Annotated in this window: 10 protein-coding genes and 1 pseudogene; 10 read left to right on the top strand and 1 reads right to left on the bottom strand. The window is 41.0% G+C overall.

Features of this window, described 5'->3' with window-relative positions; all coding sequences use genetic code 11:
• Positions 1–70 precede the first annotated feature (70 nt).
• Positions 71–1,303 carry a PLP-dependent transferase gene (locus tag G0Q07_RS00240; RefSeq protein ID WP_163344110.1) on the bottom strand — a complete coding sequence of 411 codons (1,233 nt, stop codon included), beginning with the start codon at positions 1,301–1,303 and terminating at the stop codon, positions 71–73.
• Positions 1,304–1,992: 689 nt separating this feature from the next.
• Between G0Q07_RS00240 and G0Q07_RS00235 the strand changes: the two genes are divergently transcribed.
• The 10 genes and pseudogenes from G0Q07_RS00235 to frr all read left to right on the top strand — a co-directional run bounded on the left by G0Q07_RS00235 (position 1,993) and on the right by frr (position 16,835).
• On the top strand, positions 1,993–4,011 hold the full coding sequence (locus G0Q07_RS00235) for an alpha amylase C-terminal domain-containing protein (protein ID WP_163344108.1): 2,019 nt from the start codon (positions 1,993–1,995) through the stop codon (positions 4,009–4,011).
• Positions 4,012–5,043 (top strand): GSCFA domain-containing protein, encoded by a 1,032-nt coding sequence (locus G0Q07_RS00230; RefSeq protein ID WP_163344106.1) that lies wholly within the window; start codon positions 4,012–4,014, stop codon positions 5,041–5,043.
• Positions 5,044–5,113: 70 nt separating this feature from the next.
• Entirely contained in the window at positions 5,114–7,060 is a 1,947-nt protein-coding gene (locus G0Q07_RS00225) for an amylo-alpha-1,6-glucosidase (RefSeq protein WP_163344104.1), read from the top strand.
• Between the two features lie 52 nt (positions 7,061–7,112).
• Positions 7,113–8,405: a glycosyltransferase family 4 protein gene (locus tag G0Q07_RS00220; protein WP_163344102.1), complete on the top strand. Its 1,293-nt coding sequence runs from the start codon at positions 7,113–7,115 to the stop codon at positions 8,403–8,405.
• A gap of 10 nt (positions 8,406–8,415) precedes the next feature.
• A complete protein-coding gene (locus tag G0Q07_RS00215) occupies positions 8,416–9,744 on the top strand; it encodes a glycoside hydrolase family 57 protein (RefSeq protein ID WP_163344100.1) in 1,329 nt (442 codons plus the stop codon).
• A 153-nt stretch (positions 9,745–9,897) separates the two neighbouring features.
• Positions 9,898–12,470: pseudogene (gene glgP / locus G0Q07_RS00210) on the top strand (alpha-glucan family phosphorylase).
• Between the two features lie 291 nt (positions 12,471–12,761).
• Positions 12,762–13,337, top strand: a complete 576-nt coding sequence (locus G0Q07_RS00205) for a helix-turn-helix domain-containing protein (protein WP_163344098.1) — start codon at positions 12,762–12,764, stop codon at positions 13,335–13,337.
• A gap of 15 nt (positions 13,338–13,352) precedes the next feature.
• Positions 13,353–15,005: an AMP-binding protein gene (locus G0Q07_RS00200; RefSeq protein WP_163344096.1), complete on the top strand. Its 1,653-nt coding sequence runs from the start codon at positions 13,353–13,355 to the stop codon at positions 15,003–15,005.
• A 452-nt stretch (positions 15,006–15,457) separates the two neighbouring features.
• Entirely contained in the window at positions 15,458–16,168 is a 711-nt protein-coding gene (pyrH, locus tag G0Q07_RS00195; RefSeq protein WP_163344094.1) for a UMP kinase, read from the top strand.
• 103 nt (positions 16,169–16,271) lie between these two features.
• Entirely contained in the window at positions 16,272–16,835 is a 564-nt protein-coding gene (frr, locus tag G0Q07_RS00190; RefSeq protein WP_163344092.1) for a ribosome recycling factor, read from the top strand.
• The last annotated feature ends 56 nt before the right edge of the window (positions 16,836–16,891 follow it).

The following is a 16,891-nucleotide window of genomic DNA, read 5'->3' as shown; positions in this document are numbered from 1 at the left end:
AGTACTTCGGGTTCTTTGAGGTTCACAATCTTAGTGTCTTCGAGTCTTCGTGTTTAAAAGAATCCGATTGTCACGATAAAGCCACCTCAATATCATCAATAATATCAGCTACATTTTCAATCCCCACCGAAAGGCGCATCATGCGGTTGTTAATACCGGCTGTTTTGCGTTCTTCTTCGGTAAACTCGGCATAAATGGTTGAGTGCGGGTGAATAATCAGCGATTTATTATCATTCAGGTTGGTGGCGCGGCGAATGATCTGCAGCTTATTCATAAAGGTATAACAGGCAGCTTTCGATTCCAGCTCGAAACTCATAATCGTTCCCGGAATTCCGTTAAAATATTTTTGTGCCAGCGGGTAACGATGATCTGTTTTTAATCCTGGATAACTCACCGTTTTAATCTGGTCATGTGCGTTCATAAATTCGCCCAACGCCAGGCAGTTTTGGTAGCATTTTTCTACCCGAAGTTCAAGGATGTCGAGGCCTTGAATCTGAAAACGGGCTGTTTGGGGAGCCATACTTCCACCCGTATTCCGGTAAACATTCTTTCTTACTTTCATTAGAAAGGCATTGGCGTTAAATTTTTCGGAGTAAGCGGTTGTGTTCGGATTCAAATTCCAATCGAAATTACCATGGTCGACAATGGCACCACCAAACGAAGTTGCTCCTCCCGATATATATTTAGTGGTTGACATGACCTCGATGTTCACACCAAACTTCCCGCCCGTAAAAACATTGGGAGGTGTAATGGTGCTGTCGGCAATTAAAATCAGGTTGTGCTTTTTTGCCACGCTCGACAGCATTTCAATATCAGCAATATCGAGTTGCGGATTCGTTACCGTTTCAAAATAAATGGCGCGGGTATTTTTGTCGATAAGCTTTTCAATTTCTGCTTCCGAGACTAAATTACTAAACCGTGTTTCCACTCCAAATTCAGGAAGCGTTTGTTGAAACAAGGCATAACTGTGCCCGAACAAACGATTTCCGGAGATAATATTGTCGCCCGTTTTGGTAATTGCCATAATGGTATTTGTAATGGCTGCCATGCCCGAGCTTACAGCAATTACACCGCTGCTTTGTGTTAGCGCTTTTAGTTTCAGCTCAAAATATTCAACCGTTGGGCTTGTAGTTCTGGAGTAAACGTGGGCAATATATTCGCCTTTGAAATTGGCTTCAATTTGCTCTGCCGAATCAAATTCGTATGCTACCGATTCGTAAACAGGCATTTGCAATGCTTTGTGTGGATCGGGTTTGGCAAAAGGCACATTTAATGCGGTAGTAGTAAATCCGGTTCGTTTCATTTATCGATTTTTAAAGGCGTAAAAGTAATCATTTGCTGCTTGTATCTGTTTCGGCCAATCATAAATTGCCAGATGAAAAAGCCTGATATTTGTTACCCCGAAAACAATTGTACAACACAAAAGTTTTTCTTTGAATGAAAGAATTTGGTACGAATGTTGATGTAAGAACTTCAATTTTAAGTTATAATTAAACAGCATTTAATTAATACTTGTGAACCATGACGTCCCCCGTCATGGTTTTTTTATGCCTTATAAAAAGGCTGGATTTTCTAAGGTTTATGTAATAGCGTTTTGCTGCAAAATTTAATGGCGCAATTCATTTTCTCCATTTTGTTAGCGAATATGCTTGTGTCAAATGAGTCTCGTTTCCAATCGATCGAAATGGATTTGTTATTGCTTAACGAAAGCCTACTGTTAATAAACAAACACTAATTATTATTGCGCCACAGTTCCCCGTTTGTGAGCATGGGACTATAGTACATTCCCGAAAAGCGGCTTGTTTATGCGCATATTATTTTTGTATTTCCACGAAATTTACGGGATTGTTGGCAGGGAGTTTAATGTTTTAACTTTTCTCACCGCATTTTCTATTAATAAACTTCTTTTTCACAACCGAATCTATATCTTTAAAAAACAAAATCAGGAACCTTGTTCCGATTAAAAAGATTTAAAAGAAAGGAGCCAAACCCATGAAAAAATACCTGCCCAAATTAGTCCAGAACGATAAGTGGCTGGAGCCCTATGCCGGAGTTATTTCCGACCGAATGATTCTTGCCGGGCGGAAAGAAAAAGAAATAACCGGCGGCCGTTCGCTGGCCGATTTTGCTACCGGGCATCTGTATTTTGGTTTGCACCGAACCGGGTCGGGATGGGTAATCCGCGAATGGGCACCCAATGCAACGCATATATTCCTGGTTGGTACTTTTAACGATTGGCAGGAAAGTACTGATTACACGTTCTCGCATCTCGATCATGGTGTTTGGGAGCTTCATCTCGGGGAGGATCAAATAGCGCATGGCGATTTGTATGCCTTAAATGTGCATTGGTCGATAAATTTTGGAAAACGAGTACCCGCCTGGGCTACACGTGTTGTGCAGGATGAAAATACACACACGTTTAATGCGCAGGTTTGGGCACCCGAAGATAAATACCAGTGGGTAAATCCTGATTTTCAGCGTGCCAACGAGCCACCACTGATTTATGAAGGGCATGTTGGTATGGCCGGCGAAGAGGAGTGTGTGCATACTTATAATGAGTTTCGCGAAAAGATGTTGCCACGCATAAAAGCCAACGGCTATAATGTTATTCAGTTAATGGCTATTCCGGAGCATCCGTACTATGGGAGTTTTGGTTATCATGTAAGTAACTTTTTTGCTGCATCGTCGCGTTTTGGAACGCCCGAGGAACTGAAACAGCTGATTGATGAGGCACACGGAATGGGAATAGCGGTTATTATGGATTTGGTGCATTCGCATGCTGTGAAAAACGAAATTGAAGGTCTTGGTAATTACGACGGAACGCGTTACCAGTTTTTCCACGAGGGAGGAAAAGGCGAACATCCGGCATGGGACAGCTATTGTTTTAACTATGATAAAAATGAGGTGCTGCATTTCCTGCTGTCAAACATTAGCTATTGGTTGACGGAATATAAATTCGACGGTTTCCGTTTTGATGGGGTAACCAGTATGTTGTATTTCAACCACGGTTTGGAGATTGCATTTACCAATTACGACGATTATTTTAATGCCAATGTCGACCACGAAGCAACCACTTATTTCCGATTGGCGAATAAGCTCATTAAAGAAATAAATCCAAGAGCTTTATCGGTAGCTGAAGATATGAGCGGAATGCCCGGGCTGGCAGCTTCTATTGAAGATGGCGGTTTGGGTTTTGATTTCCGGATGGCAATGGGCGTTCCTGATTTCTGGATAAAAATGATTAAAGAAAAATCGGACGATGAATGGGAAGTGGGCGATATTTTTCACCAGCTAACCTCGAAACGTATGGATGAGCAGGTGGTGAGTTACGCCGAATCGCACGACCAGGCTTTGGTGGGCGATAAAACCATAATCTTCCGACTGATAGATAAAGAGATGTATTATTCCATGCGAAAAGATCAGCCCAACCTGACTGTTGACCGTGGAATAGCGCTGCATAAAATGATTCGACTGGCAACAGCAAGTACGGCAGGCGGTGCCTACCTGAATTTTATGGGTAATGAATTCGGGCATCCCGAGTGGATTGATTTTCCGCGCGAAGGCAACAACTGGTCCTACCAGCATGCGCGAAGAATGTGGAGCATTGCCGAAAATCAGGATCTGAAGTATCATTGGCTGTACGATTTTGATAAGGATATGATCCAACTGATCAATAAAAACAAAATACTTTCCATTCCTTCGGTTGACAAGATTTTGGAAAACAACCCCGATAAAGTACTGGCTTTCCATCGCGGACTGTTTTTGTTTGTTTTCAATTTCAACCCAACACAGTCGTTTACCGATTACGGAATTCCACTAGGCGCCGGGAAATATCAAATTGTGCTGAATTCCGACTCCGGGCGTTTTGGGGGTCACGACAGGGTTGATGAGGAAATCAGTTATTATACCATGCCAAGCAGAGGAATGGACAGCCAGCATTATCTGAAACTTTACCTGCCGGCGAGAACGGCACTGGTATTGAAAAAAGTTGATATTCCGAAAGTGAAATAAATGACTGAAATAAAATTTCAAACTACAGTAGAAGTGCCACAGTTTCAGTGGCAAACAGGTTATAAAAAAAAGAACCTGTTTATGGGGTCGTGTTTTACCGAGAATGTGGGGGCAAAAATGGAAGCCCTGAAATACCCGGTCGACATTAATCCGTTTGGAATTTTATATAATCCGCTATCGGTTGCCAACGGACTGCAACTATTGCTCGAAGAAAAGACGTTTACTACCAACGACCTTATTGAACACAACGGACTGTGGCATAGCTTTAGTCATCACGGTCGCTTTTCGAATACTGAGCAGAGTAAAGCGCTGGATGAAATAAACAGTCGTATTAAACGCTCGGCGGCCTTTTTAAAAAATGCCGATTTCCTTTTTCTCACTTTTGGTACTGCCTGGATTTATCGCCACAAAAAAGGCGGCGATTTGGTTTCGAATTGCCATAAAATTCCGGCACGGGAGTTTCTGCGCGAACGATTATCGGTACAGCAGATTGTTGAGGTTTATAACGATTTATTGAAAGAACTGTGGCAGGTGAATCCGGATCTAAAAGTAGTTTTTACCGTTAGTCCCATTCGCCATTGGAAAGATGGAGCTATTGAAAATCAACGTAGTAAATCGACACTGATATTGGCAGTAGATCAACTTATTCAGGAATTTAACTCTGAAAAATGTGCGTATTTTCCGTCGTATGAAATTGTAATGGATGAGCTGCGTGATTATCGTTTTTATGCCGAAGATATGTTGCACATTTCGGAGGTGGCTATAAAACATATCTGGTCGCGTTTTGAAGCGGCACTAATTGATGCTGAAAGTATTGAAATTGCTAAAGAAGTTCAAAAAATAGGCAATGCTGTAAAGCATCGTCCTATCAACAAAAAATCGCTTGAATATTCCAAATTTCTCCTTAGTTTTCTTAAAAAATTAGAGCTATTGGAAAAAAGATTTCCGTATCTTAATTTAAAGTTAGAAAAAGAATATTTTAATGTACAGATTGAGGAATTTGGTGGTGGCGATCAAACAATTGTGAGTTAAATCTCTTAACTTAGTAGGGCAACATCGTTCTGCGCTGAATCAATACTCAATTTACCAAAGTGATACTGTTATGCATTACCTTCAATTTGATAAGGAACAGCTGGTAAATCTTGAATATTCGCTGTTCAAAGAAATACTGCGATCAAACAGAGCCGGTTCTTATTTAAGCACCACGCTAAACGGCTGCAATACCCGAAAATACCACGGTTTGCTGGTGTGTCCTATTGAAAATTTTGGGGGTGAAAAACATGTGTTGCTTTCATCGCTCGATGAAACAGTTATACAAAACGAGGCCGAATTCAACCTAGGAATCCATCGTTATAAAGGCGGTACCTATGAACCAAAGGGGCACAAATACATCCGTAATGTAGAGTTCGATGCGATACCCAAAATAACCTACCGGGTTGGCGGAGTAGTGCTTACAAAAGAACGGTTGCTGGTAGAAAAAGAGGAACAAATACTGATAAAATATACGCTTGAAGAAGCCACCTCGCCAACAACATTACGATTGAAACCATTTTTGGCTTTCCGAAATATTCATCAATTGAGCAAGGCAAACATGTTTGTAAACCGGAAGTTTGGAAAGGCCGGTAACGGCATAAAAACATGCTTGTACGAAGGTTATCCCGATTTGTTTATGCAATGCAGCAAAGCGGTAGACTACGTGGCCGTGCCCGATTGGTATTACGATATTGAGTACCTGAAAGAGCTGACCCGGGGTTACGAATACCTTGAAGATCTTTTTGTTCCGGGCTATTTTGAGTTTGCGATGAAAAAAGGTGAGTCCATAGTTTTTGCGGCAGGTTTAAAAGAGGCCAATCCGGTGTCGTTAAAACAACGTTTTACAAAAGAACAGAAAAAACGTGGCGGCAAAGAGACGTTCAACAGTGTTTTAGAACGCGCTGCTCATCAGTTTATCATGCACGAAGGTTATACGGCCGACATAATTGCCGGGTTTCCCTGGTACAATAGTATTACACGGCAAACCTTTATTTCGCTGCCCGGATTGTGTATGTCGTTTAACGATTCGAAACTTTGCGCAAAAATACTGGATTCGTACCTAAAATATTTTAACGAAGGTTTTTTCCCCGATCAGATTAAGGATAAACAGTTGCAATATCATTCGGCCGACACTTCGTTATGGTTTATTTGGGTAATTCAGCAATACTTAAAGAAAAAGAACAACCCAAAGCTGCTTTGGAAAATGTATGGCGAAGTGATTAAGCGGATTCTAAACGCTTATACCGATCAGAAACTGGACTACATAAAAGTACTGCCCAACGGGTTGATTTATGCCGAAAAGAAAGACACGGCATTAACCTGGATGAATTCCAGTATCGATGGAAAAGCGGTGTTGCCACGTGCCGGAATGGCTGTTGAAGTGAATGCATTGTGGTTCAATGCCATTTGTTTTGCGCTTGATTTGGCCGATATGGCAGGCGATCGCGAGTTTATCCTTGAATGGAAACACATGTGCAAAAAAGTAGCACAGTCGTTTCTTAAAACCTTTTGGAGCGCGGAGCACGGTTATCTGGCTGATGTAGTGAAAGACGAGCAGCACGAATGGGCAGTTCGGCCGAATATGCTTATTGCCGTGGCTATGGATTATACACCGCTTGCAAAAGAACAGCAAAAGCAGGTGTTGAGTGTTGTTAAGCGTAAGTTGTTAACAAACAGGGGGCTGCGAACATTGTCGCCCGATCATTTGCGCTATTTTGGTATTATTTCAGGAAGCCCGAAAGACAGGGAGTTGGCGTTGCATCAGGGAGCGGTGTGGCCGTGGTTACTACAGTTCTTTGTTGAAGCCTATTTAAAAATTCATAAGCGGGGAGGCTTGCCGTTTGTGAAACAGATTATGGAAAGTTTTGAAGCCGAAATGACAGAGCATTGTATTGGGAATATTCCTGAGATGTATGATGGCGATCCGCCGCATGTTGGTAAGGGAGCAATTTCTCAGGCGTGGAATGTGGCAGGAGTATCGTATGCTCTCGATTTAGTACAGAACTATATAGAGTAAACCAAAAAAATGTTTTTGAGTATTGGAAACAACCGGTTAATTTAAATAGCACATGAAGGTATTAATGTTTGGATGGGAATTTCCTCCCCATATCTCCGGTGGATTGGGGACGGCATGTTACGGACTTACAAAAGGGATGGCGGAAATTAAAGAAATTGATGTGACTTTTGTTGTTCCGAAGGCTTTTGGCGATGAAGATCCATCGCGAATGAAATTGATTGGAGCCAATACTATTCCCGTTAACCGAACGACCTTTAGTTTTGATGAGAGCGAGAAAACAATGGAATACCTTGAAGTAGATTCGCCCATTCTTCCCTATGTTTCCGAAGACGAATTCTGGACATTAAAAAGCAAACGCTACACGCGCCAAACAAAATTTGTTGAAACCGACGAAAACTCTAAAATTGAATTTAGCGGAGGTTATGGCCCCGATTTGCTAAAAGAAATTCGCGATTATGCGCTTGTGGCCCGTTTAATAGCTAAAGATAATCCCTGCGATATAATTCATGCACACGATTGGCTTACTTATCCGGCAGGAATTGCTGCCAGCAAGGCCAGTGGAAAACCATTGGTTATTCATGTGCATGCCACCGATTTCGACCGAAGCGGAGGAGATGTAAACCCACGGGTTTATGCCATTGAGCGCGAAGGAATGGAAGCTGCCGATAAAATTATTGCAGTGAGCAATCTCACCCGGAAAATGGTAATCGAAAAATACGGTATTTCCCCCGAAAAAGTAGTTACTGTTTATAATGCTGTTGATTCAGTAAATAAAGAAAAAGGAACTTTGCCGACAAAAGGTGTAAACGATAAAGTGGTTACTTTTTTAGGACGGATAACCATACAAAAGGGCCCCGGTTATTTTGTTGAAGCTGCAAACATGGTGCTGAAAAAAATGCAGAATGCCCGTTTTGTAATGGCCGGAAGTGGCGATATGATGAACGAAATGGTGGCGCGAACAGCAGCACTTGGTATCGCCGACAAATTTCATTTTACCGGTTTTTTGAAAGGGAACGATGTGATAGATCTTTTTAGCATGACCGATGTGTTTGTAATGCCATCGGTGTCGGAACCTTTTGGAATTGTACCGCTTGAAGCCATGCAGCTAAACGTTCCGGTTATTATATCCAACCAATCGGGAGTATCCGAAATTTTAAAACATGCCATAAAAATCGATTTTTGGGATACCTATGCAATGGCCGATGCCATTTATGGTGTATTAAATTATACCTCTTTGGCACAGCACTTTAAGAGTGAAGGAAAAATTGAAGTGGAGGAATTAAAGTGGACCCACTCGGCCAACGAAGTGAAAAAAGTTTATCAGAGTACTTTACAAGATCATTAATCCAGCTATTATGAAGTCAATTTGTTTGTTTTTTCAAATACATCAACCTTTTAGGCACCGGCGTTATCGTTTTTTCGATATCGGTAACGACCACTATTATTACGACGATTATTCAAACGAAAGTATTCTCCGAAATATAGCCGATGCAAGTTATTTACCGGCCAATAAATTGTTACTCGAGCTGGCTGATAAACTGGGCGATAAGTTTAAAGTGGCTTTTTCGATAACCGGCGTGGCTCTTGAGCAGTTGGAGCTTTATGCGCCAGAAGTTATCCAGTCGTTTCAGAAATTGGCAAAAACAGGTTGTGTTGAATTTTTAGCCGAAACATACTCGCATTCGTTAAGTTTCTATAACGATTTAGAGGCGTTTACCGATCAGGTTAAAACGCACGACGATCAGATATACAGGCTATTCGGTCAGAAGCCACGTGTTTTTCGAAATACCGAAATGATATATTCCGACGAAATTGGAGAGAAGGTGGCCAAATTGGGCTATTCGGCCATGTTAACCGAAGGAGCAAAACATGTTCTGGGATGGAAAAGTCCGAATTTCCTGTATGTAAACGCCATAAACCCGCGTTTAAAAGTGTTGATGCGCAATTATACACTCAGCGACGATATTGGGTTTCGGTTTTCAGATGAAAACTGGGATGAGTACCCGTTGACAGCAGAAAAGTATGTGCGCTGGTTGGAAAATTCCGGAGAGAAAGAAGAGCTTATAAACTTATTTATGGGCTACGATTCGTTCGGAAGTCGCCAACCAAAAGAGGCCGGAATTTTTGCCTTTTTAAAAGCGTTGGCTGAGCAAATAATAAAAAGCGAGACCTTAAAGTTTGCAACACCGTCCGAAGCGGTGGAGGAACTTCAGCCGGTTTCGGTTGTTAGTGTTCCGCATCCAATTTCATGGTCCGACGAAGAGCGCGATTTAAGTGCCTGGCTGGGTAACGAGATGCAGAAAGAGGCCTTTGAAAAGTTGTATGCAATGAAAGCACAAATGGCCCGATGCACCGATGCTGAAATTCGGAAAGATTGGAATTACCTGCAGGCAAGCGACCATTTCTTTTATATGTCGACCAAGTATTTTGCCGATGGAAATCCGCACCGGTCATATAGTCATTTCGATTCGCCCTACGAAGCTTTTATAAATTATATGAATGTGCTGAGTGATTTTAAAATCCGTTTAAATGCGCACGTTCCGGAAAGTGAAGTGGAAAATGAAATAGCATCACTTCATCGTTTATTGGAGGAGAAAGAAGAAAAGATAATAAGAATGGAAGCCGATTTGCGACGTTTGCAAAAAACAAAAAAGCAAAAGACGACTTCACGGAAAAAGAAATAGGCAATTTGTTGCTAACATTAAATTCACTTAATGATAATTGTATAACAAACAGTTTATAAAAATGTTAGGTTAGTTTTGCAGATTGCAATAAGAGAGTTAAAGCGAATAACTTGCTCGTGGAGCATAGTTTGTAATTTAAAAAATAAGAAGAAAATGGAAGATAAAAAATTTATAAAGAACCCGGTTGTGGGAGAACCGGTATGGAAACGGATAATTGTAGAATCAAACGTTCCCGAAAGTCTTTCACCACTGCGTGATCTTTCAAAAAACCTGTGGTGGGTTTGGAATACTGAAGCACGCGAATTGTTCGAGAAAATTGATGCAGATATTTGGGAAGAATGTGCCCATAATCCAATTGTTTTACTCGACCGCGTAAGCTATAATCGTTTCAAAGAGCTGGAAAGCGACGAAATGTTCGTAGCTAAAATGCACGAAGTAAATGCAAAGTTCAACCAATATCTCGATGCACGTAAGGATCTTTCAGGACCTGGAATCTCCTATTTTAGCATGGAGTATGGTTTGCACGATAGCTTAAAAATATTTTCAGGAGGTTTGGGGATTCTTGCCGGTGATTACCTGAAAGAGGCTAGTGATATGAAAGTAAAGCTGGTTGCTGTAGGGTTATTGTATCGTTATGGATATTTTAAACAAACACTGAATTTACATGGCGAGCAGATGGCTGTTTACGATGCACAGCAATTCTCGCAAATTCCGGTGCAACCCGCTTTGGATGCAAATGGCGAATGGGTGCGCGTTGAGGCGCAATATCCGGGAAGAACATTAATTGCACGTGTTTGGCAAACCAATATTGGTTCTGTAAAACTGTATTTGCTTGATGCCGATCATCACGAAAACAACGATGCCGACCGTTTTGTAACCCACCATTTATACGGTGGCGACAACGAAAACCGATTGAAACAAGAAATGTTACTCGGTTTGGGGGTATTCAGGCACTAAAAAAACTGGGAGTAAATTCAGATATTTACCATTGTAACGAAGGACACGCCGCGTTTATAGGTATACAGCGCATTGCTAACTTAATGGCAGAACAGAAGCTTTCGTATGCTGAAGCAAAAGAGGCTGTAAATGCATCAACAGTGTTTACAACACACACGCCGGTTCCGGCCGGGCACGACTCTTTCCATAATGATATGTTCCGTCATTATATGAATTTCTTCCCTGAAAAGCTTGGACTGACCTGGGAAGACTTCGAAATGTTGGGTAAAGCCAGGGTTGAAGAAGATCATTTTAACATGAGTTACCTGGCCAGCAACCTATCGCAGGGAATTAACGGGGTAAGTATGTTGCACGGCGATGTTAGTAAAGCAGTACTTAAAGATCTGTTTCAGGGATACTTGGAGGAAGAGCTGGAAATTGGCTATGTAACCAACGGAGTTCACTACCCAACCTGGGCAGCACAGGAATGGAAAGACATTCATAAAAAATATTTTGGTGAGGAATTTCCAACCAATCAATTGGATTTTGATGTTTGGAAAAATATATACAACGTTCCGGATTCCGAGATTTGGGAGCTGCGTAAAAAATTACGTCAAAAGCTGATTAACTATATTAAGGATCGTTTCTCAGATAACTGGATTAAGCGGTCGGAGAATCCGAAGTTGATCAGCGAAATCCTGGGAAAACTGAATCCGAATACATTGACAATTGGTTTTGCGCGCAGGTTTGCCACTTATAAACGTGCCCACTTGTTGTTTCGCGATCTCAACCGTTTAGCTAAAATTGTAAACGATCCCGGTCGTCCGGTACAGTTTATTTTTGCCGGTAAAGCTCACCCTGCCGACAAAGCAGGACAGGATCTGATCAAAAATATTGTTGAAGTATCAAAACGCCCGGAATTTAGAGGTAAAATTCTTTTTGTTCAGAATTATGACATGAACCTGGCAAAAATGCTGTTGCAAGGTGTTGATGTTTGGATGAACACGCCAACCCGGCCGTTAGAAGCTTCGGGAACCAGTGGAGAAAAAGGTGTAATGAATGGTACCCTGCACTTTTCTGTTCTTGATGGCTGGTGGGTTGAAGGCTATAAGAAAGATGCCGGATGGGCACTGCCTGCCGAACGTGCCTACGATGTTCAGGATTTTCAGGATGAACTGGATGCCGAAACCATTTACAATATTCTGGAAGAGGAAGTTGTGCCTGCGTATTATGGTCGCAACCAGCACGATATTCCGGAAAAATGGGTGGGGTATGTTAAAAATACCATTGCTAATGTATCGCCAAACTTTACCACATCACGAATGGTGCGCGATTACCAGGATCGGTATTATAACCCTCAGTTTGAGCGTGCACAACGTGTGAATGCTGATGGTTTTAAGCTGGCAAAAGAAATTGCTGCCTGGAAAGCAAAAGTGGCTGCAAAGTGGGATGGTATTGAGGTGAAAAACATCGAAATCATCGATGGTATTGCACACACTATGATGATGGGCGATAAGTATCCGGTAAAAGTAACGGTTGACTTAAAAGGTCTTAAGCCGGAGGAAGTTGGTGTTGAGTTGTTGGTTGCCGAAAGTAAAGACGACGGACAGGAAAAAATTGTAGATACAGTTGAATTTATTCCTGAGAAAACCGAAGGTACAACCTGTTGTTATAAACATGCAATTTTACCTGATCATCCGGGATCCTTCTCCTACAGTTTCAGGTTGTATGCCAAACATCCGGAATTGCCACATCGCCAGGATTTCAGATTTGTTAAATGGATTAGCTAAATCAGCGGTGATACATTGACATTGTTTACAAAACAATAATGAAATATATGGAAAGGTGCTCGTTTGGGCACCTTTTTTATTGCCGTATTTGTTCTGGCTGCAGTGCAACTTAAGTTTCAAAAAATAAATGAAAGACAAAATAGTAATTACGTCATTTTTACATTTCATTCAAACTATTATTTTTACACCAAAATCATATGTCTTATGAAACGAGCCTCGGTAAATCGGGGCGAGTTCCCTGTCTGCCGACAGGCAGGCATCTTATATCATACAAAGTAAAAATTTACTAAGATGAAAAACCGGAAAAAGATAGGTAGTAAAATTAAAGAGTTTCGTGAGTTCAGACAACTTTCTCGTGAAGATCTGGCATTGCAGGCTAATCTAGATGAAGGACAACTGCAGTTGATCGAAGACGAAGGGAATGTTCCTTCGTTGGGCGTATTGATTAAAATATCGCGAGCAATGGGAGTACGAATCGGTACTTTTCTCGACGATCAGGAAACAATTGGTCCGGCATTGGTAAATGCCGGCAATGCTGAAGAGAGCTTAAGCTTTTCTACCAAAGACGAAAGTACGCGTGAGCACCTGAACTTTTTCTCGTTGGCTCAGGCAAAAGCCGGTAGACATATGGAGCCGTTTTTGGTGGAAATAGAGCCTTCTGAAGAGTCGGATTATAAACTTTCATCGCACGAGGGCGAAGAGTTTCTTTATATACTCGACGGAAGTGTTGAGATCAATTATGGAAAAGAAGTGTATCTCCTGCATAAAGGCGACACCATTTACCTTGATTCGGTTGTAGCTCATAATATTCACGCAGCCGGCGAACAAGCTGCCAAAATTCTTGCAGTAGTTTACACACCCGTATAATTTAAAACCGTTTACATGCAACTACTTGATTATACCTTAGGAAATATACTTGAAAAATGGGCTTTCGAAACACCAGACAAAGATTTTATTGTTTATCCCGATCGTAACCTGCGTTTTTCGTATAAGCAGTTTAACGAACGGGTTGACCGCCTGGCAAAAGGGCTGCTTTTTATTGGTATAAAACCGGGAGATAAAGTAGGTGTTTGGGCAAAAAATGTTCCTGACTGGACTACGCTAATGTTTGCCACGGCAAAAATCGGTGCAATCCTGGTAACGGTTAATACCAATTACAAACTGGCCGAATTGGAGTATCTGCTGCAAAATGCCGATATCAACTCGCTTTTTATTGTTGATGGTTACCGCGACAGCGATTATGTGAAGATGATGTTTGAGCTGGTTCCGGAACTAAAAACCCAGGCACGCGGAAAGCTGAAGTCTGAAAAATTTCCGGAACTTAAAAATGTTGGATTTGTGGGCCAGCAGAAACATCGTGGTATGTACAATACCGATGAGTTGATGCTGCTGGGAAGCCACATTGATGACCTGGAACTGGAAAGTGTAAAAGAAACGCTCAATTGCCACGATGTGGTGAATATGCAATATACCTCAGGAACAACAGGTTTTCCGAAAGGAGTAATGCTTACGCACCACAATATTCTGAATAATGGATTTGCAACCGGCGAATGCATGAAATACACCGAAGATGACCGTTTATTGGTTTGTGTTCCATTATTCCATTGTTTTGGTTGTGTGCTGGCCGTATGCGCCATTGTTTCGCACGGAGCAACAATGGTATTCACCGAAGATTTTGATCCCTTACTGGTTCTTGCTTCGGTGCAAAAAGAAAAGTGTACGGCACTTTACGGTGTGCCAACCATGTTTATTGCCGAGCTGAATCATCCCATGTTTGATATGTTCGATCTGTCGTCGTTGCGAACCGGAATTATGGCGGGCTCTCTTTGCCCGATTGAAACCATGCGACAGGTGATGGATAAAATGAACATGAAAGACATTATTATTGTGTACGGCTTAACCGAAAGTTCGCCCGGAATGACTGCTACCCGTACCCATAATTCTGTTGAAGTTCGGTCTGCCACGGTTGGTTTTGAATTCCCAAATGTTGAAGTGAAAATAGTAGATCCTGAAACCGGCGAAGAATGTAAGCTGGGAGAGCAGGGAGAAATTTGTTGTCGCGGTTATAATGTAATGAAAGGGTATTACAATAATCCTGATGAAACAGCAAAGGTTATCGATAAAGAAGGATGGTTACACTCGGGCGATTTGGCTGTAAAAACCGAAGATGGATTTTATAAAATTACAGGACGTATTAAAGATATGATTGTGCGTGGTGGTGAAAATATATACCCGCGCGAGATTGAAAATTATCTTTATCGTTTACCACAAATTGAAGCCGTAGAAGTTGCCGGAGTTCCCAGTAAAAAATACGGTGAAGCTGTTGGTGCTTTTATCAAATTGAAAAAAGGAGAAACCCTCAGCGAAGAAGAGATTGTTGATTTTTGCCGCGGTAATATTGCACGCTTTAAAATTCCAAAGTACATCTTTTTTGTCGATGATTTCCCGATGACTGCCAGCGGAAAGATTCAAAAATACAAACTGAGCGAAATGTCGGTAGATCTCTGCAAAGAGAAAGGAATCGAAATTATTTGAAGCTAAGACTATCGAATCTGCCTATGTAAATGTGTTTTTATATTGAAATTACCGAAGAAAAATTTTAACTTTTTAGTAAGTTTCATTCTGCTAGATAAACAGAAAAAACACTGTCATTTTCTATCCTTCATGCATTTTCAATTAAGGTTTCGTTTATTTTTTTCGAATTCACTTAAGAAGCGTTAAATCGAACAGATTTTAGCTCTGATAACTATTGACATTTGTCATGTTTAGGCTGTGTAAAAAGCGCAATTTTCGCAGGCGTTCAGAAAAGCAGTTTTTTTATGAGTATTTAATTATCACTGCGAAGGGTAATTGATGAGACAGCACAGAGTTTTTTGAAGCCATTTGCAAAATGCAAGTGGCTTTTTTATTTGGTATAAACCAGTATCGACGTTCTAATATAATAGAGGTTATATTATATTTGTGTAGCAAAAAAACAGATCGTTATTATGACAAAATATAAACGTATACTTCTAAAACTTAGTGGCGAGTCGTTGATGGGTGATCAGCAACACGGAATTGATCAGAACCGACTAGCCGACTATGCCGAAGAAATTGCAGCAATTGTAAAGTCTGGTATCCAGGTTGGAATTGTAATTGGCGGTGGTAATATTTTTCGTGGATTAAGTGGTGCAGACAAAGGTTTCGACCGGGTAAAAGGCGACCAGATGGGAATGCTGGCAACCGTAATAAACAGTCTGGCTTTAAACTCTGCATTGGTTAATCAAGGAATCAAATCAAAAGTGCTAACCGCAATCCGAATGGAGCCCGTTGGTGAATATTACTCGAAAGACAAGGCTGTTGAGGCTTTAGAAGACGGCGAAGTAGTAATTATTTCAGGCGGAACCGGAAACCCATATTTTACTACCGATACAGCAAGTGCTCTGCGCGGAATTGAAATTGAGGCCGATGTGATGCTAAAAGGAACTCGCGTTGATGGTATTTATACAGCCGATCCGGAAAAAGATAAAACGGCAAGCAAATTCGATAAGATCAGTTTTGACGAAATTTATAATCGTAACCTCAGAATAATGGATCTTACCGCTACAACCTTATGTAAAGAGAATAATCTGCCAATTTATGTGTTCAATATGGATCAAAAGGGTAATTTACAGAAGGTTATGAGCGGCGAAAATCTTGGGACACTGGTTTATATTTAACTTTCATTTATTTGAAACAAGAATAAATTAATTAAAAAATTTTCGGGGTTTTATATTTTTTCTATATTTGACAGTCCGTAGTTGGAAAGACAGTGTAATACCGATGCAAGAAGAAGTAGAATTCATTTTAGATCATTGTAAAGAGAAGATGGCAGCTGCCGTTGAACACCTTGAAAAGGAATTAGTTCATATCCGAGCAGGTAAAGCAAATCCAGCTATGTTAGATGGAGTTCTGGTAGAATATTATGGAAGTCAAACGCCACTAAGTCAGGTGTCTAATATTAGTACACCCGATGCAAGAACAATTGCCGTTCAACCTTGGGAAAAGAATTTGATCCCGGTAATTGAAAAAGCAATTATTAATGCAAATCTGGGATTAAACCCCGATAATAATGGCGAGATTATTAGAATTAATATTCCCGTACTGACTGAAGAAAGAAGAAAGAGCTTGGTAAAACAAGCCCATCAGGAAGGTGAACACGCAAAAGTAAGTGTTCGTGGTGCACGAAAAGAATCGAACGACACGTTGAAAAAACTACAAAAAGATGGTTTGTCAGAAGATATCGAGAAAGACGCAGAAGCGGAAGTGCAACGACTGACTGATGAATTTGGAAAGACTATCGATACCTTGGTGGAAGCTAAGGAAGAAGATATAATGACTATTTAATTGTTTCTAGTTTTCTGTTTTCTGAACATTGTTTAATTGTTTTCATGGCTTTGAGG

Source organism: Draconibacterium halophilum (assembly GCF_010448835.1).
Classification (GTDB): Bacteria; Bacteroidota; Bacteroidia; order Bacteroidales; family Prolixibacteraceae; genus Draconibacterium; species Draconibacterium halophilum.
Note: the sequence above shows the minus strand (reverse complement) of the source record. Positions and strands in the feature narration are given on the sequence as shown.

Excerpts from the sequence above, each read along its gene's own strand:
- G0Q07_RS00215 (WP_163344100.1), top strand. The coding sequence starts at position 8,416 with ATGAAGTCAATTTGTTTGTTTTTTCAAATACATCAACCTTTTAGGCAC.
- G0Q07_RS00205 (WP_163344098.1), top strand. The coding sequence starts at position 12,762 with ATGAAAAACCGGAAAAAGATAGGTAGTAAAATTAAAGAGTTTCGTGAG.
- G0Q07_RS00230 (WP_163344106.1), top strand. The coding sequence starts at position 4,012 with ATGACTGAAATAAAATTTCAAACTACAGTAGAAGTGCCACAGTTTCAG.
- G0Q07_RS00220 (WP_163344102.1), top strand. The coding sequence starts at position 7,113 with ATGAAGGTATTAATGTTTGGATGGGAATTTCCTCCCCATATCTCCGGT.
- G0Q07_RS00200 (WP_163344096.1), top strand. The coding sequence starts at position 13,353 with ATGCAACTACTTGATTATACCTTAGGAAATATACTTGAAAAATGGGCT.
- G0Q07_RS00225 (WP_163344104.1), top strand. The coding sequence starts at position 5,114 with ATGCATTACCTTCAATTTGATAAGGAACAGCTGGTAAATCTTGAATAT.
- pyrH (WP_163344094.1), top strand. The coding sequence starts at position 15,458 with ATGACAAAATATAAACGTATACTTCTAAAACTTAGTGGCGAGTCGTTG.
- frr (WP_163344092.1), top strand. The coding sequence starts at position 16,272 with ATGCAAGAAGAAGTAGAATTCATTTTAGATCATTGTAAAGAGAAGATG.
- G0Q07_RS00240 (WP_163344110.1), bottom strand. The coding sequence starts at position 1,303 with ATGAAACGAACCGGATTTACTACTACCGCATTAAATGTGCCTTTTGCC.
- G0Q07_RS00235 (WP_163344108.1), top strand. The coding sequence starts at position 1,993 with ATGAAAAAATACCTGCCCAAATTAGTCCAGAACGATAAGTGGCTGGAG.